The organism is Amycolatopsis minnesotensis, assembly GCF_039529815.1.
GTDB lineage: Bacteria > Actinomycetota > Actinomycetes > Mycobacteriales > Pseudonocardiaceae > Amycolatopsis > Amycolatopsis minnesotensis.
This window is the reverse complement of record NZ_BAAANN010000007.1, coordinates 15,003-33,273: the sequence shown is the minus strand read 5'-3', so window position 1 is coordinate 33,273 and position 18,271 is coordinate 15,003. Positions and strand designations below refer to the sequence as shown.

Here is an 18,271-nt window from a genome sequence, read left to right as displayed (position 1 = left end):
GCGTTTTCGCGTGCCCTGCGGGATGCCTTCGGGGCACGCGAAAACGCCGTGGATGTGGCCTTCGCGAGCTTTCTGTGCTTCCGGGTACCTGCCGCGTTCCTGTGCTGATGCCCTGAAGGGGCCCTTGAGCGAATCTGACGCCGTGAAGGTGCCCTTCGGGGCGTCAGCTTCGGCCGTTCATTTCGCCGGGATCGGCGTGCGCATTTTTTGAAGGTTGCTGTTATGGAGGCCGAGGTGGGGTCCCGTTGTGCGTGCCCTGAAGGTCGCCTTCGGGGAGTCTGATGCCGCGAAGGTGGCCTTCGGGGCGTCAGCTTCGGCATGCCGCGCGTTGCGAGGGCGGGGAAGGCGGCGTGTATGCCCTGAAGGGGCCCTTCGGGGACATAGATGCCGCGAAGGGCCCCTTCGGGGCATTGGGCCATCGCGCGTCAGGCCAGGCGGGCGAGCTGGTCCGAGGACAGCGTGAGCGCGCCCGCCGCGCAGTTCTGCTCCAGGTGGGCCGGATCCGCGGTGCCGGGGATGAGCACGGTCGACGGCGACCGGTGCAGCAGCCAGGCCAGCCCGACCTGCGACGGGGTGGCGCCGAGTTCGTCGGCGACTTCGCGCACGGCACCACCGGCGGCGCGCGCGAGGCCGCCCTGGTCGACCGGATGCCATGGCAGGAAACCGATCCCGGCGCGCTCGCAGTGCTCCAGCAGCGCGTCGTGGCGGCGGTCGACGACGTTGTAGCGGTTCTGCACGGTCGCGATCCCGGCCCTCGTCCGCGCGGCCTCCAGCTCGGCGATGGTGACTTCGGACAGCCCGATGTGCCGGATCTTGCCCTCGTCCCGCAGCTCCTTCAGCGCGTCGATCTGCTCGGCGGCGGGTACCAGCGGGTCGATCCGGTGTAGCTGGAACAGGTCGATCCGGTCGAGCCGCAACCGGCGCAGGCTCAGTTCCGCCTGCTGCTTCAGGTATTCGGGGCGGCCGAGCGGCACCCATTTGCCGGGGCCGGGGCGGCACTGGCCCGCTTTCGTCGCGATCACCACGCCATCCGGATACGGGTGCAGCGCCTCGGCGATCAGCTCCTCGTTGGAGCCGGGGCCGTAGGCGTCCGCGGTGTCGATGAGGTCGACACCGAGGTCGACGGCGCGCCGCAGCACGCGCACGGCACCGTCCCGGTCGGCGGGGCCGCCCCAGCCGCCTTCACCGGTGAGCCGGAGCGCGCCGTAGCCGATCCGGTTGACCGCGACGTCGCCCCCGATGGCGAAGGTGCCGCTGTGCATCGTCGCTTCCCCTCTTGTCCAGACCTTTCCAGGGCAGCCTGGGACATCGGGACGAGGCAGGTCAACCGTGCGGGCCGTGCCGGGGAGGGTTCGGGGAGATCATCTAGAAACGGTGGTTCGCGAACAACTTTCGTCGGGTCCACATGCGACTATTTCGGCTAGGCAACCGGTGGGGGAATGGCGGTACCGTGAACTCTCGTTGACGTTCAGGGAAGCGGGAGCCGATGATCGAAGCGACGGGGCTCGTGAAGCGGTATCGGCGGACCACCGCGCTCGACGGCGCCTCGTTCACCGTCCGGCCGGGTGTGGTCACCGGTTTCGTCGGGCCGAACGGCGCCGGCAAGTCCACCACGATGCGCCTGATCCTCGGCCTCGACCGCCCCAGCGAGGGCTCGGTGACCGTCGGCGGGAAGTCGTACCGGGAGCTGGCGGCGCCGCTGCGCGAAGTGGGTGCGCTGCTCGAGGCCGACGCCGTGTCCGGCAGGCGGTCCGCCCGCGACCACCTCCGCTGGATCGCCAAGGGCGCGCGGATCCCGGACTCCCGGGTCGGCGAGGTGCTCGGCATGGTCGGTCTCGCCGACGCCGCGGGCCGCCGCATCACCGCGCTGTCCACCGGGATGCGCCAGCGCCTCGGCATCGCCACCGCACTGCTCGGCGACCCGCCGGTCCTGCTGTTCGACGAGCCGCTGCACGGGCTCGACCCCGAGGGCATCCGCTGGATGCGCACACTGCTGCAGGATCTCGCGGGCGAGGGCAGGACGGTGTTCGTGTCCAGCCACGTGCTGGCCGAACTGGAGGAGACCGCGGAGCAGGTACTGGTGATCGGCGACGGCCGGATCGTCGCCGACGTGCCGGTCACCCGGCTCGTGGCGCACCGCGCACGCCGCCACGTCCGGGTCGTCTCGCCCGACGCGGCCGAGCTCACCGACGCGTTGACCTCGATCGGTGCGACGGTGGACTCCGCGGGGGGTGGCGCTTTGACGGTTACTGGAATCGACGCTGCGCGAGCGGGGACTGTTGCCAGGGAGCGCGGGATTCGGCTGCACGAGCTGTGTTCTCGGCGGGGCAGCTTGGAGGACGCGGTGGTTTCGCTGATGGAATCTCGTCGTTGACCTGTCTCTGTCTCGGTCTCGGTCTCGGTCTCTGGGGTTTTATCGGTGGGGGCGGGTAGGGTTCTGTTTGGGGGGTCGTTGGTTGTACGAAGTGGTGCCTTCGTGTGGTTTTCTTGCGTTTTGCGCTCTCGCGTGTTCGGGCGCGCGGTCCAGGTTTACGGCACGCCAACGGACCGGAAACCTCTGATCATCGTTCCCGGCGCAGTGCCGGTCCCGGTTGTTGTTCGGCTCCCGTTCCGTCGTGGTGCCGTCGTGATGCCATCGTGATGCCGTTGTGGCAGGCTGTGCGGCGGAGCGGAGGGTGGCGCACCGCCCCGCGGCAGGGCGGAAACCTGCCGCGGAACGGTGGAACGGGACTTACCCGGCCTTCAGCGGTTCCCACCAGGAGCGGTTGTCGCGGTACCAGGCGACGGTGTCGCGCAGGCCCTGTTCGACGCCGACCTGCGGGCGGTAGCCGAGTTCGGCCGAGATCTTGGTGATGTCGACCGAGTAGCGGCGGTCGTGGGCCTTGCGGTCGGCGACCGGGCGGATCGCGGACTCGTCGCGGCCGGTGATCTCCAGCAGGCGGGTGGTCAGGTCGCGGTTGGTCAGCTCGGTGCCGCCGCCGATGTTGTAGACCTCGCCGGGCCTGCCGTGGCGGGCCACGAGCTGGATGCCCGCGCAGTGGTCGTCGACGTGCAGCCAGTCGCGGACGTTCAGGCCGTCGCCGTACAGCGGGACCTGGTGGCCGTCCATCAGGTTGGTCACGAACAGCGGGATGACCTTTTCCGGGTACTGGTACGGGCCGTAGTTGTTGGAGCAGCGGGTGATCGAGACGTGCATGCCGTGCGTGATGTGGAACGCCCTGGCGATCAGGTCCGACGACGCCTTCGACGCCGCGTAGGGCGAATTCGGGGCGAGCGGGTGGTCTTCGGGCCACGAGCCCTCGTCGATCGAGCCGTACACCTCGTCGGTGGACACGTGCACGAAACGGCCCACCTCGGCTTCGAGCGCGCCCTGCAACAGGGTCTGGGTGCCGACCACGTTGGTCTGCACGAACTCGGCCGCGCCCGCGATCGAACGGTCCACATGAGACTCGGCGGCGAAGTGCACGACCAGGTCGGTGCCGGGCATCTCCTGCTTGACGATCGCGGGGTCGCAGATGTCGCCGCGCACCACGCGGAGCCGCTCGTCCTCGGCGACCGGAGCGAGGTTGGCGCGGTTGCCCGCGTAGGTGAACTTGTCCAGCACCACGAGCTCGTCGGGCTCGAAGCCGGGGTAGCGGCCGCCGAGAACCGCGCGGACGAAGTTGGAGCCGATGAAACCGGCGCCGCCGGTGACCAGCACGCGCATCTTCTCAGTTCCTCCCCGCACCGGCGGACCGGGCGATTTCCATGACGTACTTGGCGTAACCCGAGTTGCCCATCCGCTCGCCGAGGTCGTAGCACTGCTGCGGCGAGATGAAACCGCGGCGCAGCGCGATCTCCTCCAGGCACGCGATCCGCACGCCCTGGCGCTCTTCGAGCGTGCGGACGTACTGGCCCGCGTCGAGCAGCGAGTCGTGCGTGCCGGTGTCGAGCCAGGCGAACCCGCGGCCGAGGTCGACCACGGTGGCGCGGCCGCGCTCCAGGTAGATCCGGTTCAGGTCGGTGATCTCCAGCTCGCCGCGCGCGGAGGGCTCCAGGCTGCGCGCGAACTGCACCACGTCGTTGTCGTAGAAGTACAGCCCGGTGACGGCCCGGTTGGACTTCGGGTTCGCCGGCTTTTCCTCCAGCGAAACGAGGTTGCCGTTTTCGTCGACCTCGCCGATGCCGTGGCGGTGCGGGTCGGACACCGGGTAGCCGAACAGCACGCAGCCCTTGAGGTCGTGCGCCTTGTCCTGCAGGAGCTGGGAGAAACCCGGGCCGTGGAAGATGTTGTCGCCGAGGATCAGCGCACAGTCCTCGTCGCCGATGTGGTCGGCGCCGATCAGGAACGCCTCCGCGAGGCCGTTCGGCTCCGGCTGCTCGGCGTAGTCGATGGTGAGGCCGAGCCACGAGCCGTCGCCGAGCAGGCGCCGGAACGCGGGCAGGTCGGTCGGGGTGGTGATGATCAGGATATCGGTGATGTCGGCGAGCATCAGCACGGACAACGGGTAGTAGATCATCGGCTTGTTGTAGACCGGGACGAGCTGCTTGGAGACGGCGAGCGTCACCGGGTGCAGCCTGGTCCCGGCACCGCCGGCGAGAATGATGCCTTTCATGCCTACCTCTTGGAGTCGATGAACGCGGTCACGGGGTGAGAGCGAGGTGGTTCTTCGCGCGGTCGGCGAGTTCGGTGATGTTCCGGTCCAGCAACGAGTGCAGGTACGTGCGGCCGAACCCGAACTCGTCGAAACCGGGGACGAGGTCGCGGAGCTTGTCCACGTTGATCGTGGCGAACTTGGCCGGGGTGCGGATCGTCTGGCGCTCCGCCTCGACGCCGAGCCTCGCTTCCAGTTCGTCCACTATGTACTCGACGGCCTCGGACCTGCCGGAGGCGAGGTTGATCACCTCGTTCCGCACCCCGCCGGTGAGCAGCGCGTCGAGGATGGCCAGCATGTCGTTGACGTCGAGCAGGTCGCGGGACACTCCCGTGTAGACCTTCACCAGCCCGGACAGCAGCTGCCGGGTGAGCGAGGGCAGGAGCTGGTGCGGCTGCTGGCCGGAGCCGACGATATGGGACAGCCGGAGCACCAGCCAGCTCGCCTCGGACACCGCGCACACGTGCTCCAGGCCGAGCTTGTGCCTGCCGTACGCGCTGAGCGGGAACACCGGGCCGCCCTCGGTGCCGCGCGAGCCGTCGGCGCCGTACATGCCGGACGACGCGGTCGACAGGAAGATCACCGTGCGGCCCTCGGCCTTGCAGCGGCGGATCACGTCGTAGACCAGTGACGCCTCGCGCTCGAACTCGGACACGTCGGTGATGTGCACGCCGGAGACGCCCGCGGCGATGAACGTCACGTCGGGGTGCCGGTCGCCGAAGTAGCCCGTCGCGTGCCCCGCGAGGAACCCGTTGCCGATGATCTCCATCAGAGCCTGCCCCCGCTTTCGTCGATCCGGATCGCCTTCGACAGCACCGCTTCGACCAGGTGCGCGGTATCGGCGGTGGACGCGTTCAGCTCCGCGGTCAGCGCCGGGTCGCCGGTGCCGAGCGCGGCGTCGGCGAACCTCGACGCCGCGATGGCGAACTGGTCGGCTGGGGGCAACGAGATCTCCTCGACGTGGTCCTGTTCTTCGATGCGCAGCACCGGCTGCCTCGTGGCGGGCGGGGTGAACGCGCGGTCGAGCGAGAGCGCGGCGGAACTGCCCCACAACCGGTACCGCGACCGGTAGCTGTGCCGGAAGCCGAATTCGAGCGAGGCCGACACCCCGCTGCGGGACACCAGCAGCACGTGCCCGCCGACGTCGACGCCGCGGCCGGTGTCGATGGTCAGCGTCGCGCCGGCGACGGTGAGGCCGTCGCCGAGCAGGAGCCTCGCCGAGCGCAACGGGTACACGCCGACGTCGACCAGCGCGCCGCCGCCGAGATCGGCGCGGTAGCGGACGTCCTCCGGCGGCAGCGGCGGGATCCCGAACGACGCGGCGAACCCGCGGAGTTCGCCGAGGCGCCCGCCGTCGACGAGTTCGCGGACGCGCGCGTGCTGCGGGTGGTGGACGAACATGAAGTTCTCGTGCAGCGTCAGCCCGCGCTCGGCGGCCAGCGCGATCAGCTCGTCGGTGTGCGCCGCCTTGGTGGTGAGCGGTTTCTCGCAGAACACGTGCTTGCCCGCCAGCAGCGCCCTGCGCGCCCACTCGTGGTGCAGGCCGTTCGGCAGCGAGACGTAGACCGCGTCGATGTCCGGGCTGGCCAGGATCTCGTCGTAGGTCATCGCGTCGGCGTCGAGCTTTCCGGCGAACTCCTTGGCGCGCTCCAGATCGCGCGCCGCGCAGGCGGTGATCGCGAGCGAGCCGACGGTCCGGATCGCGGGCACCGTGCGGCGCCGCGCGATCGAGGAGACGCCGATCAGGCCGAGGCGGAGCGCGCGCGTCATCGCAGGCCCCGCAGGCACGCGATCAGGCTGCGCGCCTGCACGTTCACGTAATGGCTGTGCCGCAGCAGCTCGTTGAGCTGGTTCAGGGTGAGCCACTGGTAGTCCTCCAGTTCGGTGTCCGGGAAGCCGGAGGGCACTTCGATGATCTGGTACCGGCTGGACGCGTGGTGGAAGCGCCCGCCCTCCTCGGAAAGTCGCGCTTCGAACAGGACCTGCTCCGGCCGCGTCCGCAGCACGACGTCCAGGAACGGCGGGCGGTCCGCCTCCGGGGTCAGCACGTAGTTCTCCGGGGTGCACTGCACCGTCGGGGCCAGTTCGACCACGTCGAGGTAGCCGGGTTCGACCCTGGCGTTGAGCAGTGCGTGCAACACGCCGTCGACGCGCTTGACGAACAGCGCCAGCCGTCCCATCCCGTGTGGACGGACGAGCGGCTGGGTCCACTGGGAGACTTCGCGCCCGTTCGTGGTGATGTCCACCGCGATCACGGTGAAGAACAGGCCGAGCTCGTGCGCGATCTCGGTGGGGGACTGGACCCAGCCCCGCACCGCGTTCAACGGCATCGGCTTCGTCCGCACCTGGTGCTGCGTCTGTCTCGACGTGATCCAGCTCAGCGCTTCCGTCGTGGTGTGCAGCGAGCCCGCCGCCTGTTCCGAAGAGCGCGCGACGGCCGCGGCGAGGTCGCTGACCGCGTCGGCTTCGGTGCCCTCGATCCCGGCCGGCATGCACGACAGCACGGTCCTGGCGTCCATGTTGATCAGGTCGTCCTTGCCGAGCAGCTCGTGCAGCTGGCCGAGGGTGAGCCAGCGGAAGTCCTCCGGCACCTCCAGGCCGATGTCGCGTGCGTCGACCTCGACGATCATGTTGCGGTTCCGCTTGCGGTAGAACCACGAGCCCTGTTCGGACTGCAGCACGTCGGCGAGCACGCGTTCCGGTGCGGGGTCGACGAAGTGGTCGAGGTAGGGGACCGAGCGCCCGCCGTGCACCCTGGTGTAGTTGCTCTTCGTCGCCTGCACGGTCGGCGAGATCTGCACGCCGTTGACGTTGCCCGGCTCCGACTTCGCCTGCATCAGGCAGTGCAGCACGCCGTCGATTTCGCAGACGAGGATGCCGAGTATCCCGATCTCGGGCTGGTTGATGATCGGCTGCGACCAGTGCGGAACCGGCCCGTAGTCGGAATGGACCTCCAGTCCTTCGACGCCGAAGAACCGCCCGCTCCGGTGGCGGAGGTCGCCGGTCACGTCGTCGAACCCCCACTGGCGCAGGTCGCCGAACTCGATGCGGCGCACTTCGTGCCGGTGGGCGAGGTTGCGTTCGGTGATCCAGGATTCGACGACGGCGTTCGGCGTGGCGCCGCCTTCGACGGCCGCCGCGGATCTCGCGAGCCGACGGGGCAGCGTCCCGTCGGGAATGCGGAGCAGCCCGGTTCCTGACTGACGCTCCATCGGTTCACCTCATGCTCATGGGGGCAACGGAGTTCGGAGACGGGTCTATTGTTAACGCGCCGAAACTAGGCGGAATTCTGAGATCTGGGCCGCCCCGGACACGGTTCCTAGGAGATTTCTCAGTACTGCCGTGCTAGGCCGTTCCGCGGTGCCCGCACTAGGGGAACCCCTCGACTTGCCTTGTGCCAGTGGGAAAACCGGCACCGGCGTCCTAGTGTGCCGGTCGTGGACCCCTCCGGTGAGCACATCGTCTTCTTCAGTTTTCCCGGGTTCGGCCACCTCCGGCCGACGCTGCCCGTGGTGCGGGAACTGCTTTCCCGCGGGCACGAAGTGTCCTATGTGGTCGCCGAGCGGTTCGCCGACGACGTCGCCGCGACCGGCGCGCGGGTGATCACGTATCCCTCTTCGTTCCCCGCGGTGGTTCCCCTCATCCGCACCGGGGACGAGCTGGCCGAGGTGCTGGTGCACTACTTCGAAGAAGGGTTCGCCGCGCTGCCCGCCGCGTGGCGCGAGCTCGCCGACCGGCGGATCGACGTCGTCGTGGAGGACGCGCTCAGCACCGCGGTGAGCCGCCTGCTGGCCGAGCGCGCGGGATGCCCGGTGGTGCGGCTCTTCGCCGGGCTCGCCGGCAACGACGAAGTCCCGCTCAACGGCAGCGAAGCCGACTCCGAGGACGCGCCGGAACTCGACCCGTCCCATCCGAAGGTCGTGGCGAGCTACCGGAGCGTGCTGGCGACGCTGGCCGAGTACGGAGTGGACGCGGCGGGCATGGAGCGGATCAGGACCGGCGGCGAGGTCGCGGCGAACCTCGTGTTCGTCCCGCGCGCCTTCCAGCCGCGGCCCGAGTGCTTCGGCGAGGACTTCGTGTTCGTCGGCCCGGTGGGCGGCCCGCCGGTCGCGCCCCCGGACTCGGCGCGCTGGGCGGCGCCCGGCGCCAAGGGCACCGTGCTCCTGTCGCTCAGCACGTCGTCGGACAACGGCCCGGAGTTCTTCCGCTCGTGCGGCCGCGCGTTCGAGGGCACCGGATGGCGGGTGCTGATGGCGATCGGCGGCGAGGTGGACCCCGCGGTCGCGGCGGACCTGCCCGAGAACGTCGAAATGCACGCCTGGCTCGACTACGGCGCGGTGCTCCCGCACGTCGACGTGGTGGTGTGCCAGGCGGGGACCGGCACGCTGATGGAGACCTTCGCGCACGGCGTGCCCGTCGTCACCGTCCCCCAGCAGCCCGACGCCGTCGTGCTCGCGCGGCACGTGCAGGCGCTCGGCCTCGGCACGGCGCTGCTCGGCGAGGTGACCGGCGACGACGTGCGGGACGCCGTCTTCGCCGTTTCGACCGACGGCAAGATCGCCGCCGAGGTGGCGCGCATGCGGGAGGCGGTGCTGGCCTCCGGCGGCGAGCGGCTCGCGGCGGACGCGCTGGAACGGGTCGCCGCCCGCTGACGGGCGGGCGGGCCCGTCCGCCCGTTTCCGCTGGGTTCCGCGCGGTGGGATCCGGGGCGCGGACCGCGTGACGGGCTGACTACGGCACCTCCCGTGAGGTAGCGTGTCCGTTCTGGGTGGAGTGTGCATCCGGTGGTCGGGCCCGTAGTCCGCGACCGCGCCGTGTTCTGGGGAACACCTTGTGACTCGCTTTGTGCTGGGCGCTGGGGGGACTGACCTTGAACCGTCGTCGGCAGGACGACCCGCCGCGTGCGTATGCACGTGTGCTCGACGCGCTGGCGGGCCAGCACGCCGCGGCCGTCGGCGGCGCGTCCTGCGCGAGCATCCTCGAAGGGCGCCCCGGTAGCGGGACCAGCGCCGTGCTCGGGCGGTTCGGCGGCGAGCTGCCGCCTGCCTCGCTGCTCCGCTTCTGCTGCACCACGGACACCGCGGACGAGGAGTTCGCCGCCGTGCGGGGCCTGCTCGCCACGGCAGGGCGCGCGATCGCGGGAAACCGGGCTCCGCGCGCCGCGCTGACGGACCTGCTCGCCGACGGCCCGGTCACCGTGCTCGTCGACGACGCCCAGTGGTGCGACGTCCGCACGCTCCGCCTGTTCGGCTCGCTGCTGCGGGGCGGCCCCGGCCTGCCGCTGTGCCTGGTGCTGGCGCGCGTGGCGGCGCCGAGGGCCGAGGCCGACGCGGCACTCGCCGAGATCGCCTCGATGCCGAGGACGGTGGTGCTCGCGCTGGGCCGCGACGAGGCCGCCCCGGTCGCGCGCCGCCCGCTCGACCTCGCCGAGCGCCTCGACGGCGGCCGTGCCGTCGTGCTCGCCGCCGCGGTGCTCGGCGACGCCGACCACGACCTGGTCGCCGCGTTGTCCGGGCTGCCTGCCGTCAAGGTCGAGGCCGCGTTCGAAGCACTGCGCCCGGCGGGGGCCTTCTGGACCGGCCCCGCCCGCGCGCGCCTGCTCGAAACCGTGCCGGAAGGGGAGCTCGCGGAGCGCCGTGCGAGTGCCGCGCGCCTGCTCGACGAGGCCGCGCGCCCGGTGCACGAGGTGGCCGAACTGCTCGTCGCGCTGCCGCGGCCGTCGGAGCCGTGGATGCGCGCCACCCTGGCCGAGGCCGCCGACGCGGCCCTCCACCGCGGCCGGATCCAGGACGCGGCCCGGTTCCTGCGCCCGGTGCTCGCCGGGACACCGCTCGGTCACCCCGACCGGGAGCTGCTGGCCAGGGCGCTGCTCACGGTCGACCCCGGCGGGGCCGCCACCGAGTTCGCCGCGCTCGCGCCGAAGTCGGCGACACCCGCCGCGACGCGGGCCGCGGTCGCGCTCTTCGCCGCCGCGGAAGCGACCCGGCCCGGTGAAACCGGTGCGGCGATGGACCGGACCAAGGACCTGCTCGCGCGGGTGCACGGCGGGGCGTCGCCGCGGTCGCTCGCCGTCGCGGCGCTCGTCGGGCTCGCGGCCTCGCGCAAGGCGGCGACCCGCGCGCTTTCGGAGGTCACCGGCGCGGCGTCCGGTGAGCCGCCGCTGTCCCGGGCGGAACCCGCGGTGCGCACCGCGATGCGGCTGGCGATGTCGGGACGCCAGCTCGAAGTCGCCGTCAGCACGGCGCGGGGCGTCCTCCGGCACGACCGGGCGCTGTCCTCGCCCGCGCTGCTCGACCTCGGCGCCATGCTCCACCTCGCCGACGACATCCCGAGCAGCGTGCGCGCGCTGGACGCCGCGGTGGCCGGCACGGTCAGCGGGGGCGACACGATGGCCACCGGGGTGGCGCTCGCGGTGCGCTCGCTCGTGCTGCGGGAAAGCGGCGAGCCGCGGTCCGCCGCCGTCGACGCGAGGGTGTCGGTGCTCGGCGCCGGCCGCCTGATCGGCTCGCCGGAGGCGGGCGTGGTGCGCGTCGCGCTGGCCGCGGCGCTCTACTTCGACGACGAGCTGGCCGCCGCCGAACGGGTGCTGCGGACCGGTGCCGGGACCACCCGCGCCGACGGTGCCGGCGGGCACGTCACCGGCCACCGCTGGGAGACGCCGCTGCGGCTGCTGTGGCTGGGGCGGATCAGCGCGCGCCGCGGCGACTGGCAGGCCGCGCTGCTCCTGCTCGCCGAATGCGGGCGGTGGCAGGAGGAAGCGGGCATCGCGAACCCGGTGCTGGCGCCGTGGTGGTTCCAGTCCGCGCTGACGCTGGTGGAGTCCGGTAAGCGGATGTCCGCGGCCAGGTACGTCGAGATCGGCCGCGAGCTGGCCGAGCGGTGGCCGACGCCGAGGGCGCGCGGGCTGGTGCTGCTCGCCGAGGGCGCGGCCGCCGCGGGCGAGGCGGCGGTCGAAGCACTGGACGAAGCCTGCCGGGTGCTCGCCACCTCTTCGTCGAGGCTGGAGCACGCCAGGGCCGAGTACCTGCTCGGCAAGGAACTGCTCCGCCGCGGGGACCGCAAGGGCGCGCGCAGGCACCTGCGGTCCGCCGCCTCGCTGTGCGAGAACGCGGGATGGCAGCGGCTCGCGGTGAGCGCCCGCGACGCGCTCGGCTCGGCAGGCGGCCGGATGACGCGGGTGGCGAGGCGGTCCGCGTTCGCGCTGACCGAACGGGAGCGCGCGGTCGCCGGGCTGGTGGCGCGGGGGGCGAGCAACCGCGAGGTGGCCAAGCAGCTCTTCGTCTCCGCGCGCACCGTCGAACTGGATCTCACCAACGTCTACCGGAAGCTCGCCGTCGACGGCCGCGCCGAGCTGCCCGCCGCGCTCGACCTGGACGGGGGCCATCGTGATCTCGCCGGATAGCGGCTTGATCGAGCGCGATGCCGAGCTGTCCTCGTTCCAGCACCTCCGCGACGGGCTGGCGTCGGGCCGCGCCGCGACGGTACTGGTCGAAGGCGCGCCCGGCACCGGGCGCACCGCGCTGCTCGGGGAGTTCGCGCGGCTCGCCAGGCTGGCCGGGCACCCCGTGCTCGGCGCGCGGTGCCGCACCGGCGACGTGCCGGGCGCGGTGGCGCGACGGCTGCGCGCCGATCCGGGGCGGCTTTGGCGCGGGCTGGGTTCCGCCTCGCCCGTGGTGCTGGTCGACGACGTGCACTGGGCCGATCAGGAGTCCCGCCGGTGGCTCCGCGCGCTGGCGGCGCCGGGCGGTGGCGCGCCGGGACTGCTCGTGCTCGCCGGTACCGCGGCGCTCGAATCCGGCGACGACCCGGTGTTCGCCATCGAAGGCGTGCACCGGATGGACCTCGGCCCGCTCAGCCAGGACGGCGCCGCGGCGGTGCTCGCCGAGCTGGGCGTGCGCCCCGTGCCGCGGACCGGCCCCGTGCGCGTCGCCGAACTCGTCGAAGCCGCGCGGTTCGTGGCCGCGGGGCACGGGACGCTCGGCGAATGCCGCGCGATGGTCGCCGGGGACCGCACGAGGCGCCTGCTGGACGGGATGCCGCCGTCGCTCTCACCGGTGTTGCGCGCGCTCGCGGCGGGGGACGGCAGGCTGGGCGAGCGGCTCGTGGCGCAGCTCGCCTGCCAGGACGACGTGTCGGAGGCGCTCGGCCGGTTGCGGTCGCTCGGCCTCGCCGACGGCGGGGTCCGCGGCGCGCCGTGGACCCCCGCCGCGCACGAGGTCCTCGCCGAACTGGCCGAGCCCGCCCGCGACACGCTGATCGCCCGCGCCGCCGCGCTGGGCAGGGACGCGGGCCTGCCCGCGGTGGACGTGGCGATGATCCTGCTGCGGGCGGGGCCGATCCGGGTGCCGTGGGTGCGCGACGCGCTGCGAGCCGGTGCCAGGGCCGCGTTCGCCGAAGGCGCCGCGCGGGACGGCACCGCGTTGCTGTCCCGGCTCCTGCGGGAGGACCCGCCGCCGCGCGAACGCGCGGAAGTGCTGTCGGAGCTGGGCGCCGCCGAACTTCCCGGCGAGACCGGGGCCGGCTGCCGCCACCTCGCGCAGGTGCTGCGGGGCGTGCCGGGCGACGATCGCGGCCACCACCGGGTGCACGCCGCCGATCTGCTGGTGGCCAGGGGCGACGGGCTCGCCGTCCGGCGGGGGATCGCGGGCACCTTCGGCGATCCGTGTCTGTCCGAAGAGGACAGAGACGGGCTGGTCGGGCTGTACTGGCTCGCCGGTGACCATCTTTCCGGCGATGCCGGGCTGGGCAGCGCGACCATGCCGCCGGTGCCCGAGCGCCCCGCCGCGCCCGCGCCCGCCGCCGTCGCGGCGCTGCGCCTCGCCCTGCGCGGATCCCGCCCGTCCAGGGTGCGCGGCCTCGCGCGCGCCGTGCTCACCGCGACCGGGGACCCCGTCCCGGTCAGCGCCGCCGTGGCCGCCGCCTTCGCGCTCCAGCTCACCGACGACATCGAAGAGGCGGCGGAGCACGTCGAGCGCTTCGTCAAGGCGTCGCGGCGCACCGGCGGCAAGGTCTTCACCGCGCGGCTCATGCTGGCCAGGGCCGAGCTGTCGATGGCGGCGCGCTCGTGGGACCGCGGCCGGACGGACGTGCGGGCCCTGCGCGACGAGCTGCCGCTGGACTACTGGCATCCCACCCTGCGGTCGCGGCTGCTCGCCGTCGAGGCGATCGCGCACGTCCGGGCAGGCGACCCGGCCATGGCGCGGGAAGCGCTGGCGCTGGCGCCGTTCCGGGTCGGCCGCGGTATCGGCGCGATCTGCCTCACCTACGCGCACGGGCTCCTGCTGTCCGCCGAAGAACGCCCGCGGGAGGCGCTGGCCAGGTTCCGCGAAGCAGGCCGCCAGATGTCGTCGCGGGGCTGGCGGAACACGGAGTTCCTGCCGTGGCGCGGTGAAGCCGCGCACTGCCTGCACGCCGTCGGCGAGACGGCCGCGGCGAGCGCGCTGGTGGCGGAGGAGATCGTGCTGGCGCGCGAGTGGGGCACCCCCGCCGCCGAAGGCAAGGCCCGGCTGTGCGCCGCGCGGCTGCTCGGCGGGACCGAGGACGGCCGCGAGCACCTGAACAAGGCGGTCGAACTGCTCGCCAGGGCCACGCCCCGCGCGTCCTACGGCCAGGCGCTGCTGGAGCTGGCCGAGGCGAGGCTGGCCGACGGCAGGCCCGCCGAGGCGCGCGCGGCGGTGGAGCTGGCGGACGCGCTGACCACCCGGCACGGCTGGGACGAGCTGGCGCCGTGCCTCGCCGAGTTCGGCGGCCGGATCGACGCGGGCCCGGTTCCGGCGCAGCGCGGGCTTTCCCACTCGCAGCGCCGGGTCGCCGAGCTCGCCGCGCGGGGCGTGTCCAACGCGGGCATCGCGGCACGGCTCGCGGTGCGCAAGCGGACCGTCGAGCTGCACCTGACCCAGGTCTACCGCAAGCTCGGCATCGGGGGACGCGATCAGCTCGCCGAGGCGCTGCGGGCGGACGGATGACGGGGCGGCTCCTCGAACGGGACCGCGAGCTGGACGCGCTGGACAGGGCACTGCGCGCGGCGATGACCGGCCGCGGTTCGGTGACGGTGCTCGGCGGCCCGCTCGGGGCCGGGAAGTCCGCGCTGCTGGGCGAAACGGGGAAACGAGCCGCCGACGCGGGCGCGCGCGTGCTGTCCGCCTCGGCGTCGGCGCTGGACGGCGAGGAGCGGAGCGTCCTGCCGCAGCTCGTTCCCGGCGCCGTGCCCGCGCTCGCGGATCTGGTGCGGGACACCGGTTTCGGCAGCCCCCTCGTGGTGCTGGTCGACGACCTGCACTGGGCGGACGCCGCGTCGGCCGCGGTGCTCGGCGACTGGGCGCTGGAGATCGCCGGACTGCCCGTCGCGCTGGTGTGCACGGTGCGCGACGGCGATCCCGGCTCGGCGGCACCGGCGGTCCGCGCGGTCGCGGGCTCGGCGACCTGGCACCACCAGCTCGCCCCGCTGACCGTCGGCGCGGTGCGGGAGCTGCTCGCCGACCGGCTCGGCGACTCCGCGCACGAGGAGCTCGCGGGCGCGCTGCGGACGGCCACGGCGGGCTCGCCGCTGTGCCTGGACGCGGCACTGCACGACCTCGCCGTCCACGGGGTACCAGCGGAGCGCGGAAAACTGGTGTCGGGACTGGCCGGCCGCTCGTGGCGGTTGCGGGAACGCGTCGCGGCGGCACTGGCCGCCATGCCCGCGCGCGCCGCGGACTGCGCCAGGATCGTGGCGGTGCTCGGCACCGAAGCGAGTCACGCGCTCGTCGAGCGGATCGACGACACCGGGCCGGTCACGGTCGCCGAGGCGTGCCGCCAGCTCGCCGCGCTGGGGCTGCTCTCCCCGGTCGGCCCGCCGCGGTACGCCGCACCGGTGCTGCGGGAGGTGGTTCTCGCGCTGATGCCCGCGGCGGAGCACGACCGGCTGCAGCTCCTCGCCGCCGACGCGGTGCAGGAGACGGGATCCCATGTCCTCCAGGTCGCCGACCGGCTCCTCGCGGTGCCGCCCGGCGCGGAACCGGGCTGGGCGGTGGAGGAACTGCGCGCCGCCGCCGAGGTGGCGGTCGAGCGGTCCGAACCGGTGCGCGCGGCGGGGTACCTGCGCCGCGCGTTGCGCGCCTACGACCACGACGGCGCCGATCGGGCGCGGCTGCTGGTGGACCTGGCCGCCGCCGAGCGGCGGTTCGACGCCGATGCCGCGCTCCGGCACGTCGCGCGCGCGGTGGAGGGGCTGCCGTCCGCGCCGGAACGCGCCGAAGCGCTCGCGATGCTCCCGCTGACCGCCTTCCGCTCCGCCAAGGCGTCGGCGTCGGCGCGGCTCGTGGCGCGCGTCCACGAGCGCGACGCCGGGCGCACGTGGCTGGAGCCGTCGGTCGACGTGCGGCTCGAAGCGCGGCGCCGGTACAGCCGGTGCGAGGCGCCCGGTGCGGCGGAGTCGGCGCGGGAACGGCTGGCCGGGTTCGGCGGGAAGCCGCCGGTGGACACCGACGCCGAGCGCGAACTGGCCGCGGTGCTGCTCTACACGAGCGCGGTCGGGGCAGGCGGGACCGCGGCGGAGCTGTCGGCCCCCGCCGAGTTCCTGCTCCGGCACGAACCCGCCCTTCGCCGGGACGCGGGCACGACGCCCGCCCTGCTGCTGTCCACCCTCGTCGCGACCGGCGGCGCCGAACACGCGCTCGCCTGGCTGGACGGCGCGCTGGAAGCGCTCGAAGCCGACGGCGTCACCGGGGTCGACCGCGCGACCGTGCTGTGCCTGCGCGCGGTGATGCTGGCCGGGCTGGGGCGGCACGCGCCCGCGGCGACCGCCGCCTGGCTGGCGTTCGACCTGCTCGGCGAGGACGTGCTGCGGGTGAGCGAGGTGCCGGTCACCGCGCTGGCCTCGGTCGCGATGACGGTGCGGGACCACCAGCTCGGGGCCGCGCTGCTCGCCGGGGCCGCGCTGCCGCCCCGCGACGAAGCGGGCCTGCACCTGCGGGCGACCGTCTCCCTGCTGCGCGGCGCGGTGGCCGAGCGGGAAAATCCCCGCGGCGCGCTGGAGAACGTGCTGGGCTGCGCGACCGCGCTGGCCGCCGCGGGCTGGGACAACCCGGTGCTGTTCCCGTGGCGGCCGTGGGCGGCCAGGCTGCACCGCAGGCTCGGCGACCCCGATTCGGCGCGCGCGGTGCTCCGCCAGGAGCACGAGCACGCACGCGCGTGGGGCGCCCCCGGCGCGCTCAGCAGGGCGTTGCGGCTGCGGGCGGCGCTGGCGCCGCTGCCCGAGCAGGCGGAGCTGGTGGACGAGGCGGTGGAGACGCTGCAGGGCTCCGGCGACCGCCTCGAACTGGCGAAGGCCCTGCTCGACCAGGCGCGGCTGCTGCGCGCGCGGCGGGCACCCGGTGCCGACGACCGGCTCCGCGAGTCCTACCGGCTGGCGAAGGGCTGCGGCGCGCACTGGCTCGCCGACCGGATCGGCGGCGAGCTGCGATGGCCGCCGCCCGCGGTGCCCGTGCCGCTCACGGCCGCGGGGCTGAGCGAGGCCGAGCGGCGGGTCGTCGAGCTGGCGGTGGCGGGCAGGACCAACTCCGATATCGCCGCTGAGCTGCGGGTGACCAGGCGGACCGTGGAGAAGCACCTGACGAACTGCTACCGCAAGCTCGGCGTCGCCGGGCGCGGTGACCTGTTCCGGGTGCACGGGCACTGACCGGCCCGCGTCCTCGCCGGGGGCCGAGTGGTGAATTTCTGCCCTGTTATGCGTCGTTCTCTCGAATTTTCGTTGTCTTTCCGTGCGGGTTCGACAGCGCTAAGTAACAGGGCGCCGGGGACCGGTAGTCCTGGTTTCGTGCTTTTCGTAACGGGAAAATGTGGCGGCGGGCAAGGGCGGCCGACGGAAAAGTGCCCGTAATCGGGGAATGGCGCCCGAAGGGGAAACCGCCGGTGCGGTGTCACTACGCCAGACGGGTGACGGGAGCGAGTGGCGAGTCCGGTTCGTCTTCGTGGTTTCGGCGATTCCGGCGATTCATCGGTTCTTCATCCCCTTCTCCGGGGCGCCCCCGGTACTCGAATAGGCGCCTCAGAATTTCGCCAATTGTGTCGAAAATTCATCTCCCGTACGCCGGCCGCTCGGGTCGATGTGGCCGGCTGCTCGCGCGGAGTGATCAACTCGCCGGCGGACGCCGGAGCGCTCGCGACGGCATTCGTTGATCGTTTCACGCGTCAGCCGGATTCGGATTATTCCCAGGTCACCTGTGTTTTTCTGGTCCGATGTGGCGGCGTAGCGCGGCGCCGCGCGCGAGCCCGTCCAGCCGTCCAGCGGCCACTCTCAGTGATCATCTTCCGCCGATGCAGTGAAACGTTCCAATGATGACCCGCTCTCGTTCGGTGCCCGTGCGTCCCGCGTCGCGTTCCATCGGAGGGCGCCATCGAACGACGCCCGGAAGGGTGGGATGATCGAGGAAAAAGGCGTCGATGCCGATTGTCGCCGAGCCCGGGAAAAACGGGCGGACTGGGCGCGGCAGGCCAAAAGAGACCCAGTTCATCGCGCTGAACAAAGCATAGCGTATCCGCCTGTGCGCAATTGCTGACGCTCCGTGTGATGTGGCACACCGAAGGTCCCGGATTACGGTGCCGTACCTCCCCGGACGGACTCCGCACTTTTAGCCGTGAGATGGGGTGGGCCCGTT

The 18,271-nt window shown here is 72.8% G+C and carries 11 protein-coding genes; 5 read left to right on the top strand and 6 right to left on the bottom strand.

Translation table 11 applies throughout. The annotated features are described in order from the left end of the window. Positions 1 to 425: 425 nt before the first annotated feature. Entirely contained in the window at positions 426 to 1,262 is an 837-nt protein-coding gene (locus ABD256_RS10640) for an aldo/keto reductase (protein WP_344416253.1), read from the bottom strand. Between the two features lie 224 nt (positions 1,263 to 1,486). Here ABD256_RS10640 and ABD256_RS10635 point away from each other — a divergent pair, with 224 nt between their 5' ends. Further along, complete coding sequence (locus ABD256_RS10635) at positions 1,487 to 2,374, top strand: ATP-binding cassette domain-containing protein (protein ID WP_344416251.1); 888 nt, start codon at positions 1,487 to 1,489, stop codon at positions 2,372 to 2,374. 357 nt (positions 2,375 to 2,731) lie between these two features. On the opposite strand, the gene rfbB is transcribed toward ABD256_RS10635, so the two are convergent. From rfbB to ABD256_RS10610, 5 genes are read right to left on the bottom strand one after another with little or no spacing between them, the layout of a single operon-like run. Continuing rightward, positions 2,732 to 3,706 carry a dTDP-glucose 4,6-dehydratase gene (gene rfbB, locus ABD256_RS10630; RefSeq protein ID WP_344416249.1) on the bottom strand — a complete coding sequence of 325 codons (975 nt, stop codon included), beginning with the start codon at positions 3,704 to 3,706 and terminating at the stop codon, positions 2,732 to 2,734. Positions 3,707 to 3,710: 4 nt separating this feature from the next. Further along, a complete protein-coding gene (rfbA, locus tag ABD256_RS10625; RefSeq protein ID WP_344416247.1) occupies positions 3,711 to 4,595 on the bottom strand; it encodes a glucose-1-phosphate thymidylyltransferase RfbA in 885 nt (294 codons plus the stop codon). A 28-nt stretch (positions 4,596 to 4,623) separates the two neighbouring features. Further along, a complete protein-coding gene (locus ABD256_RS10620) occupies positions 4,624 to 5,403 on the bottom strand; it encodes an NAD-dependent epimerase/dehydratase family protein (protein ID WP_344416245.1) in 780 nt (259 codons plus the stop codon). Beyond that, positions 5,403 to 6,422 carry a Gfo/Idh/MocA family protein gene (locus ABD256_RS10615; RefSeq protein WP_344416243.1) on the bottom strand — a complete coding sequence of 340 codons (1,020 nt, stop codon included), beginning with the start codon at positions 6,420 to 6,422 and terminating at the stop codon, positions 5,403 to 5,405. The genes ABD256_RS10620 and ABD256_RS10615 overlap by 1 nt, the downstream gene beginning before the upstream one ends. Beyond that, positions 6,401 to 7,846, bottom strand: a complete 1,446-nt coding sequence (locus ABD256_RS10610; protein WP_344416241.1) for an NDP-hexose 2,3-dehydratase family protein — start codon at positions 7,844 to 7,846, stop codon at positions 6,401 to 6,403. Before ABD256_RS10610 ends, ABD256_RS10615 begins: the two co-directional genes overlap by 22 nt. 225 nt (positions 7,847 to 8,071) lie before the next feature. Here ABD256_RS10610 and ABD256_RS10605 point away from each other — a divergent pair, with 225 nt between their 5' ends. The 4 genes from ABD256_RS10605 to ABD256_RS10590 all read left to right on the top strand — a co-directional run bounded on the left by ABD256_RS10605 (position 8,072) and on the right by ABD256_RS10590 (position 17,292). Continuing rightward, the gene (locus tag ABD256_RS10605; RefSeq protein WP_344416239.1) at positions 8,072 to 9,286 is read left to right on the top strand and encodes a macrolide family glycosyltransferase; all 1,215 of its coding nucleotides are present in this window, start codon (positions 8,072 to 8,074) and stop codon (positions 9,284 to 9,286) included. Positions 9,287 to 9,504: 218 nt separating this feature from the next. Beyond that, the gene (locus ABD256_RS10600) at positions 9,505 to 12,036 is read left to right on the top strand and encodes a helix-turn-helix transcriptional regulator (RefSeq protein WP_344416237.1); all 2,532 of its coding nucleotides are present in this window, start codon (positions 9,505 to 9,507) and stop codon (positions 12,034 to 12,036) included. Between the two features lie 4 nt (positions 12,037 to 12,040). Further along, a complete protein-coding gene (locus ABD256_RS10595) occupies positions 12,041 to 14,599 on the top strand; it encodes a LuxR C-terminal-related transcriptional regulator (RefSeq protein WP_344416235.1) in 2,559 nt (852 codons plus the stop codon). Continuing rightward, positions 14,596 to 17,292, top strand: a complete 2,697-nt coding sequence (locus ABD256_RS10590) for a LuxR C-terminal-related transcriptional regulator (protein WP_344416233.1) — start codon at positions 14,596 to 14,598, stop codon at positions 17,290 to 17,292. The genes ABD256_RS10595 and ABD256_RS10590 overlap by 4 nt, the downstream gene beginning before the upstream one ends. The last annotated feature ends 979 nt before the right edge of the window (positions 17,293 to 18,271 follow it).